The sequence below is a fragment of the Pelagicoccus albus genome (genome assembly GCF_014230145.1).
In the GTDB taxonomy this organism is placed as follows: domain Bacteria; phylum Verrucomicrobiota; class Verrucomicrobiia; order Opitutales; family Opitutaceae; genus Pelagicoccus; species Pelagicoccus albus.
The window spans coordinates 59,120-75,386 of the sequence record NZ_JACHVC010000001.1; the positions used below are offsets into that span (position 1 = coordinate 59,120).

Annotated in this window: 16 protein-coding genes; 13 read left to right on the forward strand and 3 right to left on the reverse strand. The window is 52.7% G+C overall.

Features of this window, described 5'->3' with window-relative positions; genetic code table 11:
• Nucleotides 1–74: 74 nt before the first annotated feature.
• From H5P27_RS00250 to H5P27_RS19610, 13 genes are all read left to right on the forward strand, one after another.
• Nucleotides 75–1,328 carry an ABC transporter permease gene (locus tag H5P27_RS00250; protein WP_221774552.1) on the forward strand — a complete coding sequence of 418 codons (1,254 nt, stop codon included), beginning with the start codon at nucleotides 75–77 and terminating at the stop codon, nucleotides 1,326–1,328.
• Nucleotides 1,325–2,023, forward strand: coding sequence for an ABC transporter ATP-binding protein (locus H5P27_RS00255; protein ID WP_185658377.1), 699 nt, complete (start codon nucleotides 1,325–1,327; stop codon nucleotides 2,021–2,023). The genes H5P27_RS00250 and H5P27_RS00255 overlap by 4 nt, the downstream gene beginning before the upstream one ends.
• 159 nt (nucleotides 2,024–2,182) lie before the next feature.
• Nucleotides 2,183–2,368: a hypothetical protein gene (locus H5P27_RS00260; RefSeq protein WP_185658378.1), complete on the forward strand. Its 186-nt coding sequence runs from the start codon at nucleotides 2,183–2,185 to the stop codon at nucleotides 2,366–2,368.
• A gap of 38 nt (nucleotides 2,369–2,406) precedes the next feature.
• The gene (locus H5P27_RS00265; RefSeq protein WP_185658379.1) at nucleotides 2,407–3,063 is read left to right on the forward strand and encodes a cytochrome c3 family protein; all 657 of its coding nucleotides are present in this window, start codon (nucleotides 2,407–2,409) and stop codon (nucleotides 3,061–3,063) included.
• Nucleotides 3,060–6,380 carry a TAT-variant-translocated molybdopterin oxidoreductase gene (locus tag H5P27_RS00270; RefSeq protein WP_185658380.1) on the forward strand — a complete coding sequence of 1,107 codons (3,321 nt, stop codon included), beginning with the start codon at nucleotides 3,060–3,062 and terminating at the stop codon, nucleotides 6,378–6,380. The genes H5P27_RS00265 and H5P27_RS00270 overlap by 4 nt, the downstream gene beginning before the upstream one ends.
• A complete protein-coding gene (gene nrfD / locus H5P27_RS00275) occupies nucleotides 6,380–7,801 on the forward strand; it encodes an NrfD/PsrC family molybdoenzyme membrane anchor subunit (RefSeq protein WP_185658381.1) in 1,422 nt (473 codons plus the stop codon). The genes H5P27_RS00270 and nrfD overlap by 1 nt, the downstream gene beginning before the upstream one ends.
• A gap of 25 nt (nucleotides 7,802–7,826) precedes the next feature.
• Nucleotides 7,827–8,384: a DUF3341 domain-containing protein gene (locus H5P27_RS00280; protein ID WP_185658382.1), complete on the forward strand. Its 558-nt coding sequence runs from the start codon at nucleotides 7,827–7,829 to the stop codon at nucleotides 8,382–8,384.
• Between the two features lie 4 nt (nucleotides 8,385–8,388).
• Entirely contained in the window at nucleotides 8,389–9,003 is a 615-nt protein-coding gene (locus H5P27_RS00285) for a c-type cytochrome (protein WP_185658383.1), read from the forward strand.
• Nucleotides 9,000–10,226 carry a hypothetical protein gene (locus H5P27_RS00290; RefSeq protein WP_185658384.1) on the forward strand — a complete coding sequence of 409 codons (1,227 nt, stop codon included), beginning with the start codon at nucleotides 9,000–9,002 and terminating at the stop codon, nucleotides 10,224–10,226. Before H5P27_RS00285 ends, H5P27_RS00290 begins: the two co-directional genes overlap by 4 nt.
• 8 nt (nucleotides 10,227–10,234) lie before the next feature.
• Entirely contained in the window at nucleotides 10,235–10,516 is a 282-nt protein-coding gene (locus tag H5P27_RS00295) for a hypothetical protein (RefSeq protein ID WP_185658385.1), read from the forward strand.
• A 33-nt stretch (nucleotides 10,517–10,549) separates the two neighbouring features.
• Nucleotides 10,550–12,031 carry a cbb3-type cytochrome c oxidase subunit I gene (locus tag H5P27_RS00300; protein WP_185658386.1) on the forward strand — a complete coding sequence of 494 codons (1,482 nt, stop codon included), beginning with the start codon at nucleotides 10,550–10,552 and terminating at the stop codon, nucleotides 12,029–12,031.
• Nucleotides 12,028–12,654: a cbb3-type cytochrome c oxidase subunit II gene (locus H5P27_RS00305; RefSeq protein WP_185658387.1), complete on the forward strand. Its 627-nt coding sequence runs from the start codon at nucleotides 12,028–12,030 to the stop codon at nucleotides 12,652–12,654. Before H5P27_RS00300 ends, H5P27_RS00305 begins: the two co-directional genes overlap by 4 nt.
• A complete protein-coding gene (locus H5P27_RS19610; protein WP_246462412.1) occupies nucleotides 12,654–13,310 on the forward strand; it encodes a c-type cytochrome in 657 nt (218 codons plus the stop codon). The genes H5P27_RS00305 and H5P27_RS19610 overlap by 1 nt, the downstream gene beginning before the upstream one ends.
• 129 nt (nucleotides 13,311–13,439) lie before the next feature.
• Here H5P27_RS19610 and H5P27_RS00315 read toward each other — a convergent pair whose 3' ends face one another.
• The 3 genes from H5P27_RS00315 to H5P27_RS00325 are packed head-to-tail and all read right to left on the reverse strand — an operon-like array spanning nucleotide 13,440 to nucleotide 16,253.
• Nucleotides 13,440–14,576 carry a hybrid sensor histidine kinase/response regulator gene (locus H5P27_RS00315; protein ID WP_185658388.1) on the reverse strand — a complete coding sequence of 379 codons (1,137 nt, stop codon included), beginning with the start codon at nucleotides 14,574–14,576 and terminating at the stop codon, nucleotides 13,440–13,442.
• A 33-nt stretch (nucleotides 14,577–14,609) separates the two neighbouring features.
• Entirely contained in the window at nucleotides 14,610–15,485 is an 876-nt protein-coding gene (gene folD / locus H5P27_RS00320) for a bifunctional methylenetetrahydrofolate dehydrogenase/methenyltetrahydrofolate cyclohydrolase FolD (RefSeq protein ID WP_185658389.1), read from the reverse strand.
• A gap of 33 nt (nucleotides 15,486–15,518) precedes the next feature.
• Nucleotides 15,519–16,253, reverse strand: a complete 735-nt coding sequence (locus H5P27_RS00325) for a hypothetical protein (RefSeq protein ID WP_185658390.1) — start codon at nucleotides 16,251–16,253, stop codon at nucleotides 15,519–15,521.
• Nucleotides 16,254–16,267 lie beyond the last annotated feature (14 nt).

Here is a 16,267-nt window from a genome sequence, read left to right on the forward strand (position 1 = left end):
TCCGGAGTTCGCGTTTAGTCAAAGTTGTGGTTGAAGCGGGAGAACAAAGTCCCCTAGCTTGCGTCATAACGTCGATGAGTCCCAATATTCAAATAGCGATCCGGTTTCTGATAGCGAAAAAACGCTCCATGTTTATGAGCCTCTGCGGTATCGCCTTTGGAGTCGGCTTTTTTATCGTTACCCAGGCCCAATTGAGCGGATTCGAGGAGTTTTTTATCCGTACCATTCTGGGAACGGACGGAGCCATTCGCATCGAGGACAAGTTCCAAAATACTTTGTCTCAGGTGGAAGCAGCTTCCTCCTCGGAGCAGAGCACATCCTTTTTTGTGGCCGACAGGGGGAATCGCCGTTATATTCAGGGTGTCGAGTATCCGGATGATCTTCGGGAGGCGGTACAGAAGTTGCCCAACGTTTCCTCCACCTCCGCAGTCCTAAAAGGTAGGGTCGAAGTGCAAAGTCCGCTTCGGGCAGAACCCGGACAAGTTTATGGAATCGTCCTTAACGACCACATTTCAGTGTCGGATTTGGAAGATCAGATCGTATTTGGAAGTTTAGAGAGCTTCCGAGAAACCCCGACCGGGATTCTACTGGGTAGGAAATTGGCAGACCGTTTGCAGGCTCGGGTAGGGGATTCCATTTTGATCGACAATCGTGGAGACCAGGACCGCTACCGAGTCTGTGCGGTATACGAAACTGGTGTATCCGATATCGATCGGGTGCGGATTTTTATGCATTTAGATCAGGCCCGCTCGCTCCTCAAACGCCCGCATGGAGTGACATTTGTGCAGGTGAGCCTGTTTGACCGCGATCGGGCGGAGTACGATTCGGTGGTAATTGAAAACTTGGTACAGCACTCCGCGGCCCCTTGGCAGGATCGCGAAAAGGTCTGGTTGGATGTGTTCAAGGCTCTTCAAGTGTCCGCAGTTATCACGGTTTCCACCATTATCCTGATCTCTGGTCTCGGTATGTTTAATACTCTGGTGATGATCGTGATGGAGAAGACTCGGGAGATCGCTATCCTCCGGTCGATGGGTTACAGCCGGGCTGATATTTCCTCCATCTTTTTGTGGCAGGGGGCTATCGTCCTAGTGCTGGGAGTGATTCTTGGGTTTTTGCTAGGCGCTGGAGTGACTTACGGGGTGTCTCACTTGCCGCTGCGTGTTCGGGGCATTTTTTCCACTGACAGCTACGTGGTCGAATGGTCGGCCTTCCATTACCTTTGGGCCGCCATCACTGCCTCCTTTATTGTAATGTTTGCCAGTTTTGCTCCTGCTCGAAGGGCGGCTAAGCTCGTTCCAGGCGATGTGATTCGGGGGACTGCCTCATGAGCCAGTTCATCACCGAAGAAGACGTGGCTATGGAATGCCGTGGTCTACATAAGTATCTAGGAGAGGGTGAAATGCGTGTTCACGTCCTCAAGGGTGTGGACTTGCAGCTACGCCGCGGAGAGGTTTCCGCAGTGGTTGGCCCGTCTGGCTGTGGCAAGTCTACCTTGCTCTACCTACTTGGTTTGCTCGATCAGCAGGATGGAGGTCAGATCTCAGTGGGCGGAGAGGACGTTCCACCCAATAAAGACGGGGCCCATACGAGGCTGCGCGGCGAACACATCGGCTTCGTATTTCAGTTCCACTTCCTCCTGCCAGAGTTTTCCGCTCTGGAAAACGTCATGCTGCCGATGCGTAAGCTCGGAAGACTCTCCGAACAGGAAATGCGCTCTCGGGCGAGCGAGCTACTCCATGAGGTTGGCCTGGGCCAGAAGATCGGCCGCCGTCCCTCCCAGCTGTCAGGAGGCGAGCAGCAAAGAGTGGCCATTGCCCGCTCGCTCTCCAACCGACCCAGTGTGCTTCTCGCTGACGAGCCGACGGGCAATCTCGACGTTGCCAATTCCATGATGGTATTCGATCTTCTGACACGGCTCGCCAAGGAATACCGGCAGGCCGTTTTGATCGTAACTCACAATCCCGACCTCGCTGAAAGGTGCGATCGAATCTTGAGAATGGAGGACGGACTTTTTGTGCCCTAGCTTGCAAGCTGCTTAATGATAGCTATTAGAAGATTGATTAATGAGGAACACATTTCCTTATAACGCCTTGAAGCTGCTCTAAAGTCTCCAACATTTTATTTGCTTTTCGATTAAGCTCTCTTTCACTGCCTTTTCCTCTTAAGCCTAACCTACTGCTCAGTGAATTCCGAAAATTCCCGCAAATCGTTTCTGATTGCGATCGCGGCCATCGTGGCCGGCGTGTTCGCATTGCCCAAATTTCTTGCCCGCCCTAAGGCTAAGGGGGTGCAATCTAAGTCCGCTTCTCCCATGAAGTTGCGACATGATCCTCGCGCTGTGAATCGAGAGGATTCGCGTTTCGCTTAACAGCTATCCCTGACAGGAACGGCTAACCTTTCTCCGCTATGTCTAAAGTGTTTCCTAAGTGGTCAAACGCGTTACCACTGAAGATCGTCGTATTTCTCTTCGTCTTCGTGACTACGCTCCTAGCTGGCATTACGTACTATGTGACGCCGAAATATGTGCGAGTGGGCTACGAGCCAACGCAGCCGGTCCCTTATGACCACAGCTTCCACGTTGGGGAACTCGGTCTCGACTGTCGTTATTGTCACGACAAGGTGGACCAGTCCGACGTGGCCAACATCCCAGCCGCTGACACTTGTATGAAGTGTCACAGCATGATCAAGACGGACAGCGATCTGCTTGCTCCGATCCGCGAGAGCTATGCCACTGGCGAGCCGGTAGCATGGAAGCGCGTTCATCAGGTTCCCGACTATGTCTACTTCAGCCACCAAGCCCACGTAACGCGTGGAGTTTCCTGCGTAGAATGTCACGGTCAGGTCAACGAAATGGCGGTCGTTTCCCACGCCGAGCCAATGAGCATGAGCTGGTGCTTGGACTGCCACCGTCATCCGGAAGAAGTCCTTCGCCCTACTGACGAAGTCTTCAATCTCGACTGGACACATCCAGGCGGCAAGCAGGGCCAGATCGCTGACGGCCTCAAGTTTGTCGAAGAACGCAACATCACTCCTCCACAAAGCTGCACAGGCTGCCACCGATGAAACGCGCACCTTACAATCACCCAGAAACAGCAGCGCAGTCCGGCCCACGCTACTGGCGTAGTCTCGACGACCTGTCTCAATCCCCAGAATTCCTCGCTCAGGTAGAGCGCGAGTTCGGTCCGGAAGCCTCCGAAATGAACGAAGTGGATCGTCGCCACTTCTTCAAAATCATGGCTGCGTCTTTCGCTATCGGCGGTCTCGGATTTGCCGGATGTCGTCGTCCCGACGCCCACATCCTCCCGCATTCCAAGATGCCGGAGCATCAGATCCCAGGTCAGGCTCTCTATTATGCAACAGGTTTTCCGCTCCGCGGTGAAACGCTTCCGCTTCTCATCGAGACGCACACTGGACGTCCTACCAAGGTAGAAGGAAATGCCGAGCATCCTGGATATAAGGGCGGTACCACTCGCAAGGCTCAAGCGGCGATCTTGGACTTGTACGATCCCGATCGTGCCACCTCCCACACTAAGGGAAGCTCCAAGATCAGTAACGCGGACGTAGACGATCTTCTCGCTAGCCTCGGCAAAAAGTATGCCGGAACAAGTGGAGCAGGCGCTGCGGTATTGGCTGAAAGCTCTTCCTCTCCAACGCGCCTCCGCTTGAAAAAGGCATTCCTTGCCGCTTTCCCAGAGGCTACTTGGGCGGAGTTTGACGCGATCGACTCAAGCAACGCTGCAGTCGCTGCGGCCAAGCTCACCGGTAACGAGCAGCTCAAGCCAAAATACGATCTTTCCAAGGCCGCTCGAATATTAGCGGTAGACGCCGACTTCCTCGATGAAGAAGAGGGCTCTGTTCAGTTCTCCAAGCAGTTCTCTGCTGGTCGTAAGGTTCGCTCCAGCAAGGACTCGATGAACCGACTTTACTCGGTCGAGAGTAACTTCTCTTTGACCGGTGCGATGGCCGACCACCGCAAGCGTTTAGCATCTAGCCAGATGGTTTCGTTCCTTGCTGCCATCGCTTTGGAGTTGGATCTGGGTGTTGAAGGCAACGCTCTCGGTTCAGTTTTGACTCCGCTCGCTTCGACTTTGGACGCCGACACGCAAGAGTGGGCAGCCAAGTGCGCGGAAGACCTTTCCAGCCACAAGGGTGAAAGTCTTGTCTTCGTAGGGCAGCACCTGTCGCCTGAGGCTCATGGACTCGGGTTGCTGATCAACGAAAAGCTCGGAAACCTCAAGAAGACAGTTTCTCTAGTCGCGGTAGACAACGGAGCGACTGCATCCATTCAGGACCTCGCAGCAAGCATCGAATCTGGTTCGGTAAGCTCTCTAGTCATCTTGGGAGGTAACCCAGTCTACAACGCGCCGGCTGGCTTGGACTTTGCCTCACTACTCGACAGTGTTGAGGAAGTGGTACGACTCGGCTACTATAGCGATGAAACTTCTGAAAAGGCTTCCTACAACATACTGCAGGCTCACTTCCTCGAAGCTTGGGGAGATGGCCGCACCTATGGCGGTGATGTTGTAGCTCAGCAGCCAATGATTCTCCCATTGTTCGATGGATTATCTGAAATCGAAGTTTTGGCCCGTATTTTGGGTGAAGCTAACGCCGATGGCTACAGCTTGGTTTACGCAACGTTCCAAGGTGCGAACGCCGACGCTGGTAAGCACGCATTTGATGGCTTCCTGAATGAAGGTTTCTCCGCCTCCGCTTACGCCGTAGCGAACAACAACATTTCTGGAATCGAGTTGGCGGAACTTCTTTCGGACTATTCCGCTCCATCCGCTCCAAGCAAAGATCATCTCGAAGTTCGCTTCGTCAACGACCCGTCTGTGGACGATGGCCGCTTCATCAACAACGGCTGGTTGCAGGAATGTCCTGATCCCATGACTAAGTTGACATGGGACAATGCGATTATCGTCAGCCCACGCTTTGCGAAAGACCTCGGAATTGTTGCTCCAGACTCTGCCAATCAAATCGCTCACAAGAACCCGAACAAGGTTCGCGACGGTATTCAGTTTGCGTCGGTGGCAACTATCACAGTCGATGGCCGCGAAGTTACGGGAGCGATCCACATTCAGCCCGGTCTGGACAACTACACCGTAGTGCTTCCGCTCGGTTACGGTCGCGAAAAGACTGGACGTGTAGGAACCGGCTCCGGTTTCAGCGCTTACGCCATCCGCACTGCGACCGCTTTTGTTACCAACGCGACGCTCGCTTTGACTGGAGCGGAATACCAGTTGGCTGAAACGCAAGAGCACTGGTCCATGGAAGGACGCGCGATTGTCCGCGAAGGTAATCTCGACGATTACGCAGCGGATCCATCATTCGTTCATGCCATGGGTATGGAGTCGCATTCCCCAGCGATCTACGGCGACGCGGCTGATATGTCCACTCAGGAAAAGATCACCAAGACTCCACGTGGCGGCTCGATCTACGAACATCCGGACCTAACTGGTGTTCACCAGTGGGGGATGAGCATCGACCTGAACGTTTGTACGGGTTGTAACTCCTGTGTGATCGCCTGTCAGAGCGAGAACAACATTCCAATCGTAGGTCGTGACCAGGTTCGCCGTGGACGTGAAATGCACTGGATTCGTCTAGACCGTTACTTCTCTTCCGGAGCAACTGATAAGACCGAAATCCCTGAAGACCCACAGGTTTCCGTGCAGCCAATCGCCTGTATGCAGTGTGAAACGGCACCTTGCGAAACAGTTTGTCCAGTAAACGCGACTGTACACGACGAAGAGGGACTCAACGCGATGGCCTACAACCGTTGTATCGGAACCCGCTACTGCGCGAACAACTGTCCATACAAGGTTCGCCGCTTTAACTTCTTCGATTACCAGCAACGCCAACTCGACAAGCTCTACCTTGGACCACTCGCTCCAAAGGGAATGCCAGAGCTCGTACAGATGGCGCAAAACCCAGACGTCTCGGTTCGCATGCGTGGCGTAATGGAAAAGTGTACTTTCTGCGTGCAGCGTATCAACCAAGCCAAGATTGCTCAACAGGCCAAGGCTGGCGACAGCGACGATGTTCGCGTTCGCGACGGAGCCATCAAGGTCGCCTGTGAGCAGGCTTGTCCGACTGATGCGATCGTGTTCGGTGATCTTAAGGATCCCGATAGCCGCGTATCCGATCTTTTCGACAACGAACGCACGTATTCGCTGCTTGGATACCTCAATACGCGTCCTCGCACCACTTTCATGGCTCGCATCCGCAATCCTAATCCAAAGATGCCGGACTATGGAGATCTGCCACTATCCACGGTAGAATATAACAATGCGTCCCACGGATCGCATGACTCACATGATTCCCATGGCTCGCATGACGACCACTCTGATTCACACTCCGAACCTGAAGGAGGAAACCACTAATGGCCAGCGCTAGCTCCCATTCAAACGCAGTGAGACCCGCGATTCTTGATGAAGTAAATCCGGTCGATATCCCCCGCCAAGCTTGTGTGGCGAACGACCGAAGCTTCAATTGGATCACTGAGAAGATCTGCGGCATCGTAGAGGAAAAGACTCCCACATGGTGGTGGGTCTGCTTCATCATCGCATGCTGCACCGCGAGTTTCACTTTCGTTGGTCTCATCTATCTCGCCGTAACGGGTGTGGGTGTTTGGGGTCTTGCCAATCCAGTCAACTGGGGTTGGGCGATCGTAAACTTCGTATTCTGGATCGGTATCGGTCACGCGGGTACGCTGATTTCGGCGATCCTCTGCTTGCTTCGACAGAAATGGCGTACCTCGATCAACCGCGCTGCGGAAGCGATGACGATTTTCGCCGTTGTCTGTGCGGGACTTTTCCCCGTCTTCCACGTGGGGCGTGTCTGGTTTGCGGTCTACCCTGGTTATCTTTTCCCTTTCCCGAACGCGAACGCCATCTGGCCTAACTTCCGTTCGGCGCTTCTTTGGGACGTATTCGCGGTTTCGACTTACGGTACCGTATCGGTTCTCTTCTGGTACATCGGCTTGATTCCCGACTTTGCGACCGTTCGTGACCGTGCGAAGACTAAGATTCGCAAGATCGCCTACGGCATCGTCGCCATGGGATGGCGAGGATCCAACCGCCACTGGAGCAACTATGAAATGCTCTATCTGATTTTGGCGGGTCTATCTACTCCACTGGTACTCTCGGTTCACACGATCGTATCCTTCGACTTTGCGATCTCTTTGGTCCCAGGTTGGCACACAACGATCTTCCCGCCGTACTTCGTGGCAGGGGCGATCTTCTCCGGTTTCGGTATGGTACTCACTTTGATGCTGCCACTCCGAGCGATCTACGGATTGGACGATTTGATCACTCAGTACCACATCGACTGTATGACCAAGATCATTTTGGCGACTGGTACGATGGTTGGTTACGCCTATGGTATGGAGTTTTTCATCGCGGCTTACGGCGCGAACGGATTTGAAGTATTCGCCTTCGTTAACCGCGCTTTCGGCAACTACGCGTGGGCCTACTGGATCATGATTTCCTGTAACGTTATCTCTCCACAGTTCTTCTGGTTTAAGAAGATTCGCGAGAACACGACCTTGGTCTGGGTTATCACGCTCTTCGTCAACGTCGGTATGTGGTTCGAGCGTTTCGTAATCACTGTTACTTCACTCTCGCGTGACTTCCTTCCATCCAGCTGGGGCTACTATTCCCCAACGGTTGTGGATATCTTCACTTATCTCGGAACCTTCGGTCTCTTCTCTGTGCTGTTCCTCTTGTTCCTCCGTTTCGTGCCTCTGATGGCAATGGCGGAAATCAAGGCGGTTACTCCCCAGGCTGACGCTCACCACCATTAATCTCTAATCGTCGACTCCTCTAAAAATGGCGGACAAATTTGGAATACTCGCTAAGTTCGACACCCCGGCTGACATTATGCATGCAGCGGAAAAGGTGAGGGACGCAGGCTTCAAGAATTGGGACGTGATTACGCCTTTCCCAATTCACGGAATGGATGGGGCTATGGGGCTTAAGCGCTCTTGGGTGCCACGCTTTACAATCTGTGGCGGTACGATCGGCTTCCTGACTGGTATGAGCATGATCTTCTACACGTCGGCAACGGACTTCGGAATCCCGTTCCTAAGTGACGGCTACCAGATCCTGATCGGTGGTAAGCCGCTTTTCAGCCCGTACTTTGCCTTCCCAGTCTCCTACGAGCTGACAATTCTCTTTTCTGCCTTCGCATCCATTGCAGGCATGTTCATTCTAAACAAGCTGCCGATGCACTATCATCCGGCGCTCAAGATCGACAAGGTCAACGAAGCCTCCGACGACAAGTTCTTCCTCTACATTGAGGCGAACGATCCGCAGTTCGACGAAGCTAAGACCCGCAGCTTTATCGAAGGCCTGCACCCGGTCGAAGTATCCGACATGGAGGAATAGCCCGATGCGTTACGTATACCTGATATTTATATTCGCTGTGATAGCGACTGTGAGTGTACTCGGCTTCCGAGGCACTAAAACTACTAAGAATCCTTTGGAGATATTTCCGGACATGGACCGCATGCCGAAATATCATCCGCAGGCAGAAAGCTCGTTTTTTGCGGATGGACGCACCGATCGACTACCGGTCGCTGGGACAGTCGCACGTGGTACCTTTATCGAAGATACCTACATGGCCAGTGGAAAACAAGGCGATGCTTACGGTAATGGTTTTCCGATTGAAGTGAACCAAGCCGCTATAGAGCGCGGAGAAGAGCGTTACAACATTTACTGTAAAGTCTGCCACGGCGCTGCAGGGGACGGCCAAGGTCGAACCGCTGCGTTTGGAATGGCAGCCATCGCTAACTTAACTAACGCTCCATATACAGATATGGCTGATGGTGAGATTTTTCACTACATCGGCCATGGCAGCCGCAGTGGCCGGATGTTCGGCTATAAGGAAAAGCTTTCGGTCGAAGACCGTTGGAAGGTCGTCTTATACGTTCGCGCTCTACAGCGAGCGGCAAACGGCTCCATCGAAGATTTAACTCCTGCTGACAAGGAGGGACTAGGACTATGAGTGCTGAACGCGACGCTTCGCTTCCGAACCCAACTAAGTGGCTCATGATCGGCGCCGTTGGCCTGATCATCTCGTTTATCGGTTTCTTTGTCGATACGCGGATGGCTGCTTTTTGCTACCTGATCGGCATGATTTTCACCACATCGATCACGATCGGAATGCTGTTTTTGGTGATGATCCACCACATTTTCGATGCTTACTGGTCGACCATAATTCGCCGCCAAGCTGAGAACTTCCTAGCCGCCCTACCTTGGATGGCTGTTCTTTTCATTCCCGTTTTCCTGATTACCTATCTGTACAAGCAGGATACGCTTTGGATTTGGATGAACGAGGCCCATGAACTTCACGGCCATGGAACTGTCGCCGAGGATATTCTCTACCAAAAGAAGACCTGGTGGTTGAGCGAACCCTTCTTCTGGGCTCGTGCCGTGATCTGTTTCGGAGCTTGGATCTACTTCGCACGTACTTTCCGTAGGAATTCGATCTCTCAGGATTCTGACGGCTCCCCGAACCACACTTTCTCCAGCCGTAAGCATGCGGCGGGTGGTCTTGTGGTCGTGGCATTGACTTGGTCCATGGCTGGTTTCGACTGGATCATGAGTTTGGAATACCACTGGTTTTCTACCATGTTCGGCGTCTGGTTCTTCGCGAATGCCATGCGTGCGGCACTCGCAGTGCTCGTTTTGGTAGCGGCTTTCCTCGTCGCAAAGGGGCCTCTTAAAGGTATCTTCAATACCAAGCATCTGCACGATTTGAGCACGCTCTGTTTCGCGTTCACTGTGTTCTGGGCTTATATCAGCTTTTCCCAGTACTTCCTGATCTGGAACGGCAACATTCCTGAAGAAACTTTCTGGTACAACTTCCGCGAAGAGGGGATGTGGTACGGAGTATCGATGTTTCTGATATTCGGTCACTTTCTCTTCCCGTTCCTTTTCATGCTGCAGTACCCGCTAAAGACCAAGTACGCTCCCATGGTTTTCATGGCTTGCTGGATCTTGTTCATGCAGCTCTTCGATATCATATTCAACGTCCTGCCATCTCTGAAGATCCATGGTCAGACCGCTCAACTTTTCCATCATCCAGTTGGTTTCCTCTGGTTGGCCAGCTCGGTTCTTGGTGGAGTCGGCGTCTTGCTCTGGGCTTACTGGACGAGCTTCCACAAGGTTAAGATCATTCCGATCCGCGATCCACGCATCGGAGAGTGTTTGAACCACAACCACTAGTTTTCAAGATGACGCAAGCGCACACACCCTCGCGTAGTTCATTTCCGGTCGTCGTAGCGATTATCGGTCTCTTCCTTCTGTTTTGGTTTTTGACCAGCAAGGTCTACATGGATCAGCCCGAGGTTGTTCCAGTTTCTAACTTCACCGTTCCGGACAAGACTTTGGCCGAACACGATGGTGCCGCTAACTCGGTGTTGGCGAGCCCAGCGGTGCTCGACGCTGCCAGTGGCAAGGTCCGTCTTTCTATCGAGCGGGCTAAGGATCTCGTGGTTGCTGAAAACTCGAAATAGAGTGAACCGCTTCCGAAAGTTCGACGACACGCTATGAATCTGATCTGCAACCTCTTTTCTTCGGTTTTTCCAACGCTTGAGGGCGATGGATCGAAACGTGACCGGGAGCAAGGGATCGACGCCTCCATGCGTTTTGCGACGCTTGGCTTGATCAAGGGCTCAGTTTTCTGGCTTCTCGTGTCGTCCCTTCTTGGCCTAATCGTTTCGGTTAAGCTTCACTCACCAAATTACCTGTCTGAGTATTCTTGGCTGACCTATGGCAAGGCGTACCCTGCTTTCTGGAATGCGCTAATCTACGGTTGGCTATTCAACGCGGGCCTGGCTTGCGTGGTTTGGATAGTTTCTCGCCTGGGTGGACGTCCTAGTGGAAACAGCGGTTTGTTGATCATAGCCAGCGGTGCGTGGAATGTTTCTGTCCTGCTTGGGCTTTTGGGAATTTTCAAGGGTGACCAGACTCCATTCCGCATGTTGGAATTTCCAACTTATGTAGCGCCTCTGCTTTTCGCATCCTTCATTGGGATAGGAATTTGGATCTTGCTCGCTTTCAAATCCCGCGTCTACCGCTCTTCATTCGCGTCTCAGTGGTACGCCCTCGCTGGTGTTTTCAGCTTCGTCTGGATTTACACAGTGGCCCAAGGGATGATTTTCTGCAGCCCTGCTCAGGGTGTTTTCCAGAGCGTCGTTGCCGCTTGGTTTGGTGGAAATTTGGTTGGGCTCGTTGTAATCCCATTTGCCTTGGCGGCTGTATACTATGCGATTCCTAAGGTTCTAGGTCAGCCGATCGTTGGCTACCGTCAGTCTAACATCGCTTTTTGGAGTTGGATTCTGTTTTCGAGCTGCGCAGGCCTTGCATCACTTGGCAATGGACCGTTTCCAGCTTGGGTGGTTTCAGTTGGAGTTGTAGCGAGCTTTGGACTTCTGCTCCCGCTTTCGATCTTTTCGATGCAGTTTCTGTCGAGCTTGCTGGCTAGTTTCTCCAAGATCTGGGACACGATCTCCATTCGTTTCGTATTCTACGCGGTGGTAGCCTTTATGGTTGGAACCATTTTCACGATCCTTGGCGCTCTTCGCGGCGTTCAGGAGGTTACCCAGTTTAGCCAATATTATGACGGCGTACGTTTTCTCGTCCTAGTAGGTTTTGCCGGAATGTCATTCACGGGCGTCATCTATTACATCCTGCCGCGATTGGTTAACAAGGAGTTGCCCAACACATCTTTGGCTGATCTTCAGTTCTGGGTGCAAGGACTTGGCATTTTCCTGATTACAGTTGGTCTCGTTTACGGAGGTTATGTTCACGGATCACTCCTGAACCAGAGCACAGCTGACACGGTGGCGATCTTGGAAAATACCAAGACCTATCTTTTCCTCACATCGCTCGGCTTCGTCATCTTCTCATTTGGTAATTTCGCATATGCCGTTTCGTTTGTTTGGATCATTCTTTCTCCAAGAACCGAAAAGGAAAAATCAGCCGACTTGATTGAGTCTGCTCCTGAACTCGAGTACACGCATTCATGAATAGGGGACCTTTCATTTTTATCGGCGTTCTCATCATCGTGTCGCTCTCTTGGGCGTTCACGCTGGTAAAGCCGATTCAAGAAGCGGGACGGTTGAGTCCGCAGGGCTTGGGAACGGATCGAGTTCCAACATTGCTTCCCGGACTAGCCAGTCAGGGCAAAGAAATATACCAAGAGCAAGGATGCGTTAATTGCCATACTCAGCAAACGATTGGAATCGTTGGAAGCGATATTGCGCGTGAGTGGGCGACTCGTCAGTCGATGCCTTTGGACTACATCGAACAGACTCCTGTTTTGACTGGCACCAACCGTGTGGGACCTGATTTGGCAAATGTCGGCGAACGCCGCACCGATGCCAACTGGCACTACTTGCATTTCTACAATCCGCAAATCACGTCTCCCGGAAGCAATATGCCTTCTTTCGCATTTCTCTACGAGGTGCGCGAAATTATTGGAGAGCCCTCTAATCGAGCTCTTGAGCTTCCTGCGGAATACCGTCCGGAGCCTGGTTACGAAGTGGTACCTTCCCGTGAAGCAGACGCACTCGTTGCCTACATGCTCGGCTTGAGCCAGGCTTACGAAATCGAAGCGGCTCCAACCCCTGAAAAGCTCGCCTACAAGTGATGCAAGACGATCAAGAACAACCTAATTTGCCAGGGGTCGACGCCAGTAAGGCGAGTGACGAGAGTGTACTCCGCGTACACGCCCAATTGCGTCGCAAGCACATTGAAGGCTCTCCAGTGGCTTTCTTCACAGTAACGGCCTTAGTCATCGTTTTCGTATTTGGCTGGTTCTATGTTCGCCGCTATTTCGCGGACTTCGACTCGAATGCTGTCCTTTACGACAGAGGGGACATTGCCGCGATGCAGGCTTGGGCCGAACGCCCTCAAGAGCCTGCGGGGCCAGTTGTTATCGATGGCGGCGCCTTGTATGCTCAGCAGTGTGTGGCTTGTCACCAAGCCACGGGGCAAGGCTTGGCAGGAGCGTTCCCTCCGCTTGCTGGATCTGAATGGGTTACCGGAGTTCCGGAACTACCAATCAAAATTTTGCTAGCTGGTCTTGGCGGAGAAATCGAAGTTAAAGGCGCCACTTATAATGGAGCTATGCCTGCGTTTGGCGCTGTGTTTGACGATGCGGAAATCGCAGCGGTCGTGAATTACGTCCGTACTTCCTGGGACAATGGAGCTTCCGAAGTCACCGCAGATCAGGTTGCGGAAATTCGTGGGGCTATCGGAAGCCGCGGCACTTGGACCGCGGACGAGCTTTCCGAGCATTTCTAGGCTACTCAACCCGATAGACTTTTTTATTTCTAAAAGCCGTCCGGAAATGGGCGGCTTTTTTTTGCTTAAAAAAACGCCCATCCGGTTAGGGAAAGGGCGACTAGTTACGAAAGTTATTGCTCGCTTGGCTTAGCCTTCTTCGCGGGCGATCGGGTGGGAGAATTCCGCGGTTACACCAGGACCATCTACATTCGGTTTGATATAGATTTCGCCGCCCAAAGTCCGAATGGCGTGGCGGGCAACTGTGAGTCCCATTCCCACTCCGACTGTGTTTTTGGTGCTGATGAAAGGTTCGAACATGTTCTCCTCGATCTCAGGATCGAGTCCTGCACCCCGGTCGATGACTTTGAATTCGATCTCCTCCCCAGCTTTCGAGATATCGAGGGTGATGGGACGCCCGCCAGCATGCTCGGTGCCGTAGCTTTCCCACGCATTGATTATCAATTTGGAGAGGGCGTCTTCGAAGGCTTCGATGTTGGTCTGGATATAAAGGTCCGGATGATCGTTATTGATATCCACTCCGTAGTCGCGGTTGGTATCTTCCTTGGCCCGTCTGAGGCTGCCGCTTATCAATCGCTCCAAAGACATCTCATGCAAAGGCAGTCGAGTGGTGAACGCCACGGTGCTCAATTGCTTGATGATTCCCACAATTCTGTTGGATGCCGATTCGACGCGGGCGATGTTTTTAAGAACCTTGTCTGGATCCTTGTAGTTCACCTTTGCGAGCTCGAGATAACCCATCACAACGCCAAGGAGGTTGTTCAAATTGTGGGCGATCCCTTGAGTCAGAGCACCAATCGCAGCAGACCTTCTCGATTCGCCCAGACGCCTTGTCAGTTCGATATTCGCCTTGTTGATCGCGAGATAGCTTAGCTGAGTCCTGACGCGAGCGATGGTTTCGTCGAGGTCGATTGGTTTGGTGATGTAGTCGACCGCTCCGGCTTCCAAACCTTCGAGCTTGCCCTTCTTCGAATTGTGCGCGGTTACAAAAATGACTGGAATTGCGTTGGTACGTTTATCCTCTCGCAGCTTCGCGCAGACCGCGAATCCGTCCATACCAGGCATCATGACGTCCAGCAGTATCAAGTCTGGCCGTTCGTTTTGAGCTACTTCCAAGCAGGATTCGCCGTTTGTGGCGGTTAACACTGTGATGCCATCCCATTCAAGCTTGCGTTGCAGCAACTGGATATTGATCGGCTCGTCGTCTACTACGAGCACGGTACGCTTAGCTTGAGGGAGGACTTGAGTTGGAGGAAATTCGCTCATTCAGAAAGCAGTGAAGCGTTTCAGGTACGGTATCTATGAAGCTGACTGAATATCGTACGCTTTGAAAGTGTTTTTCATCAGCATTGCGACAGTCATGGGGCCGACGCCGCCTGGAACAGGCGTGATACGGGAAGCCTTCTCTTTTACCGCTTCGAAATCCACGTCTCCAACGAGGCGGTAACCTGATTTCTTGGAGCTGTCTTCGACTCGGTTTATGCCCACATCGATGACGACGGCTCCTTCTTTGACCATGTCTGCGGTCACGAAATTAGCTCGGCCTATGGCTGCGACTACTACGTCTCCAGCTCTGACAACCTCGGGCAAGTTCTTGGTGCGGGAGTGGCAAACCGTGACCGTGGCATTGGCGTGTGGGCCTTTTTGCATGGCAAGTAGGGCGAAGGTTTTGCCGACGATTAGGCTCCGTCCAATTACGACGACATGCTTGCCTTCGAGACTGATGCCTTCGCGTTGGCAGATTTCAATGATTCCTGCAGGCGTGCATGAAGCGAATCCGGCAGGATCCTCTTGCACGACTCGACCCGCGTTTTGCACGTGAAACCCGTCTACGTCTTTGTTTGGGTCTATTCGGTTGAAGGCCGACTGCTCGTCGAGGTGGGAGGGAAGGGGAGACTGTATCAGAATCCCGTGTACGGACTTGTCCGCGTTTAGTTCGTCCACTTTGGCGAAGAGCTCGTCCTGAGTGATCGACTCGGACATTTCGAAAAGCAAAGGAGTGATTCCGATCTTCTCCGCGGTGCGGTTTTTTTGGCGAACGTATGAAACAGAAGCGGGATCCTCGCCCACGCGAATAAAGGCGATGCACGGTTTGGGGCCTTCGAGCTTGGCTACGCTCTCTGTAAGTTCGGCGACGATGTCGCTGGAGATTTTCTTGCCGTCGATGAGTTGCATTTTCGGAAAATGGCTAGGGAGTGGAAAAAGGGGTTAGTTCGATCTCTTTATGGAGTTTGCTAGGATGATCACGTCCGAACCATCTTCGACCTGTCCAAGGAAACCGGATACGCGAACGGGTTGAGAGAGGAGTTCGTCTATTCTGACCCGATCCGGAACTTTTGTCGCGTCGATAAAGGCCAAGGTCTTTCCGTTGTCGGTTGTTAGCTTGTAGGATGCACCGGTTCTCTTCTTTCCGATTAGTCCTGTCTTTACCAATCGACCCGCCATTTCAGTGGGAGTCTGCTGGACTGCTGCCTCTGTGGCGTCGCCTGTCGATTGACTCGAGTCTGGCAGACTGGTCACGATACTTCCCGCATCGATCGAAGTGTTTTGAATGTAGCCGAGCACGATGGTTTCGAGCTGCAGCTTGCAGAACCAGGTGTTGACGCTGAGAATGTCGGCCTTGTCCTTCTCGGTGGCGATCGCGAGGGAAGGGGAGTTCTTATCGGGAGAGAGGTAGTAGAGACTGCCCGGTTTGGGGCTTAGGTCCTTGCTGATGTCATTGTTGTCCAAATACACTTGGAACACCCCGCGGTAGTAGATTGGCTGCCAGCCGCTCACTGGCTCAACCCCCTGAGGCCATTCTGCTGGAACCGCGAGAGAAATGGCTTCCAGGCTTCCGATTTGAGGTGTTTCGGCATCGGGATCCAAATGGATGGCGATGGGTTTGGCGGTAGCCGCCAATGTAGCCGAGACGGCAAAGAGAAGTGCAATGAGTCGCTTCATTTTGATCGGTTGTT